This window comes from Elusimicrobiales bacterium (genome assembly GCA_041651175.1).
Classification (GTDB): domain Bacteria; phylum Elusimicrobiota; class Elusimicrobia; order Elusimicrobiales; family Elusimicrobiaceae; genus JAQTYB01.
In genome coordinates this window covers 1-3,654 of sequence record JBAZJT010000046.1, presented here as the reverse complement: position 1 = coordinate 3,654, position 3,654 = coordinate 1, and the positions used below count along the sequence as shown (strand labels likewise).

Here is a 3,654-nt window from a genome sequence, read left to right as displayed (position 1 = left end):
CGTTCCAATACAGTGTGCCACCGTTATTGTACAGCGCAGCCGTCGTGTTCGTCGGCACACCAGCCGCTACCCTGATACCAGTGTTGCTGCCGGAACCGGTTACATCCAAAGCATTTGCGGTCGGCGCCGTCGTCCCTATCCCCACACTGCCGTACAGCACCGTCTTTGTGATGCTGCTGTTGCCCAGTGTCGCGCTGTCGCTCCCGTTACCCCGCGCAGTATAGCCGATTACGATTTCATTGCTCTCGCTGTCCGCCGCCGGTCTTGCGTCGTAACCCAGATAAACGGAATTGCTCGGGCTCGTATTCTGAGTGGACCCCGTGCCGACATACATTCCGGCATTCACGCCGATAGCGGTATTGTTGCTGCCTGTGCCGTTGCTGTAAAGCGCCTGGTAACCATAAGCGGCGTTACTGCTGCCAGAGCTGTTTAAAGTCATCGCCTGATAACCATAAGCGGAATTGCTGCTGCCCGTGTTGTTGGCGGGAGTGGCGCTGCCGCCCAGCGCGCTGTAACCGGTTGCCGTATTTCTGCCGCCTGTGGAGTTGTTGGTAAGCGCATAATAACCAAGGGCGGTATTGGATTGTCCGCCTACGGCATCATAGTATATGTTGTTGTAGAGCGCGTGGTAACCAACGGCGGTGTTATAGGAGGCTGTGTCGTTGGAATAGAGCGCATTTTTGCCAATAGCAGTATTACGGGCGCCTGTGCTGTTGGTGTAAAGCGCGCCCCTGCCAATAGCGGCGTTGTCTGCGCCTGTGGTATTGCCGTAAAGCGCGGCATACCCATAAGCGGAATTGTCGTTCCCCGTGCTTTGGCCGGACACGCCCTGCATCGCGTACATTCCAGTGGCGGTATTATAGCTGCCTGTGGTGTTGTATAAGAGCGCACTATACCCAACAGCCGCATTATAGTTGCCTGTGGTGTTGCCATAAAGCGCCGCATAACCATTGGCGGTGTTATTGCTGCCCGTGCTTTGGCCGGATAAGCCGCGCATCGCCCACATGCCGGTGCTGGTATTATAGCTGCCCGTGTTGTGCTCTAACGCCCCAACACCGGTGCCGGTATTTCTGTGGGCTGTGTTGTCGGAAAGCGCACCGTATCCGACGGCGACGTTATAGAGGCCGGAAACATTGGCATGCAACGTGTTCACGCCAAGAGCCGTATTATACGCGCCGTCGGCATTGGCGTAAAGCGCGGCGGATCCCACAGCGATATTACCGGTGCCCGTGGTGTTCTGGTAGAGCGCCGTATAGCCAATGGCGTTATTGAAACTTCCGCTGGTGTTGCTGTACCCCGCCTGCATTCCGAAAAAGCTGTTGTATGATCCCTCGGTGCCGCTTGTATAGGAGGAACTTTGCCCCCCTCCGCCGATAAAGATGTTCCATCCGGAGGCGCCGGACGGCTTGTAGCTGCTTATCAGAACGGCCTGCCCGCTGGTGGTAACATTGACCGCGCCGGTGAATGTCTGCGACCCGCTCCATGTATGCGCGCCGGTCTGCGAAGTCGCCAATGTCGGATTCGGATATGTCCCCGTCAAATCCCCCGCCGCTGAACCGGCAGGCGCAACACCGCTGATGGTTACATTCGTAGCGGAAGTTATGCGACCCTTAGCATCAACCAGCAACTGCGCAACCTGCGTGGTGTTACCGTAGCTGCCGCTAGTTACACCACTAGTCGCCAATGTCGGATTCGGGTAGGTACCGGTCAAATCCCCCGCCGCGCTGGTCGTCGTGTATATACCATTAGTAACCGTCGCCGCATTACCGGTGATTGAACCTATTATGCTCTGGCTGAAGGTCTGCGTCGCGGACCATGTATGCGCACTGCTCTGCGCGGTCGCTAAAGTCGGGTTCGGATACGTCCCCGTCAACTCGCCAGCTGCCGAACCGGCAGGCGCAACGCCGCTGATGGTTACATTCGTAGCCGCAGTAACACGCCCTTTAGCGTCAACCGTAAGCTGCGCAACCTGCGTGGTGTTGCCATAGCTTCCGCTGGTTACCCCGCTAGTCGCCAGCGTCGGGTTCGGGTACGTGCCGGTCAGGTCCCCCGCCGCGCTGGTCGTCGTGTATATACCATTCGTAACCGTCGCCGCGTTGCCCGTGATGCTGCCTACGATGCTCTGGTCAAATGTCTGCGTAGCCGACCATGTATGCGCGCTGCTCTGCGCGGTCGCTAAAGTCGGGTTCGGATAGGTACCCGTCAGTTCGCCAGCCGCGTTCCCGGCAGGCGCAACACCGCTGATGGTTACATTCGTAGCCGCAGTAACACGCCCTTTAGCGTCAACCGTAAGCTGCGCAACCTGCGTAGCATTACCATAGTTCCCGCTGGTAACCCCGCTAGTCGCCAGCGTCGGGTTCGGGTACGTTCCGGTAAGGTCCCCCGCCGCAGACCCTGTCGGCGGCCCGCCCACCTGGCTGCCGTTCCAATACAGTGTGCCACCGTTATTGTACAGCGCAGCCGTCGTGTTCGTCGGCACACCAGCCGCTACCCTGATACCAGTGTTGCTGCCGGAACCGGTTACATCCAAAGCATTTGCGGTCGGCGCGGTCGTCCCTATCCCGACACTTCCGTACAACACGGTCTTGGTAATGCTGCTATTGCCCAACGTCGCGCTATTGCTCCCGTTCCCTCTGGCTGCATAGCCGATGACGATTTCATTAGTCTCCGCATCCGCCGCCGGCCTTGCGTCAGCCCCAATGTACACCGAATTCGTCGGGGCCGTATTCTGTCCCGTTCCCGTTCCGTAATACATGCCGGACGCATAGCCCAACGCCAAGTTGTTGGAGCCTGCGGTGTTGTAAATAAGCGCATACATACCCATCGCACTATTCAAACTACCTGCGGTGTTGCCGGCAAGCGCCTGATTACCCAGAGCCACGTTGTTGTCGCCAGTGGTGATGGAAGAAAGCGCGGACACGCCAAATGCTGAGTTGTTGTCGCCACTGCTTTGTCCCGACACGCCAAGCATCGCATCCCCGCCGACTGCGGTATTATTGGTACCCGTGGTATTGTAGCGAAGCGCCAGCACACCGAGAGCGGTGTTCGAATTGCCTGTGGTATTATAAAAGCCGGCGCTCACTCCGAAAAAGCTGTTGTATGATCCTTGGCTGCTGACTGTATAAGAGGAACTCTGCCCGCCCCCGCCGATGAAGATGTTATAGCCGGGCGCGCCCGCCGGCTTGTAACTGCTTATCAAAATATCCTGCCCGCTTGTGGTGACATTCACCGCGCCGGTGAATGTCTGCGACCCGCTCCATGTATGCGCGCCGGTTTGCGAAGTCGCCAATGTCGGGTTCGGATAGGTGCCGGTCAAATCGCCCGCCGCCGCACCGGCAGGCGCAACGCCGCTGATAGTTACATTCGTAGCCGAAGTAACCCGCCCTTTCGCGTCCACCACAAACTGCGCTACCTGTGTGGTGTTGCCATAGCTGCCGCTCGTTACGCCACTGGTCGCCAGCATCGGATTGGGATATGTCCCCGTTAAATCGCCCGCCGCCGCGCCTACGGGCGTTGCTTCTATGCCTACATTCGTCGCCGAGGTGATGCGGCCTTTCGCGTCAACAACAAATTGCGCAACCTGCGTCGCGTTACCGTAGCTGCCGGAGGAAACGCCGCTGGTTCCCAACGTCGGGTTCGGGTAGGTGCCGGTTA

The 3,654-nt window shown here is 58.3% G+C and carries 1 protein-coding gene; it reads right to left on the bottom strand.

Going from position 1 to position 3,654, the window contains the following annotated elements; translation table 11 throughout:
- A partial coding sequence (locus WC421_11730; protein ID MFA5162896.1) for a hypothetical protein occupies positions 1-3,654 on the bottom strand: 3,654 nt, incomplete at both ends.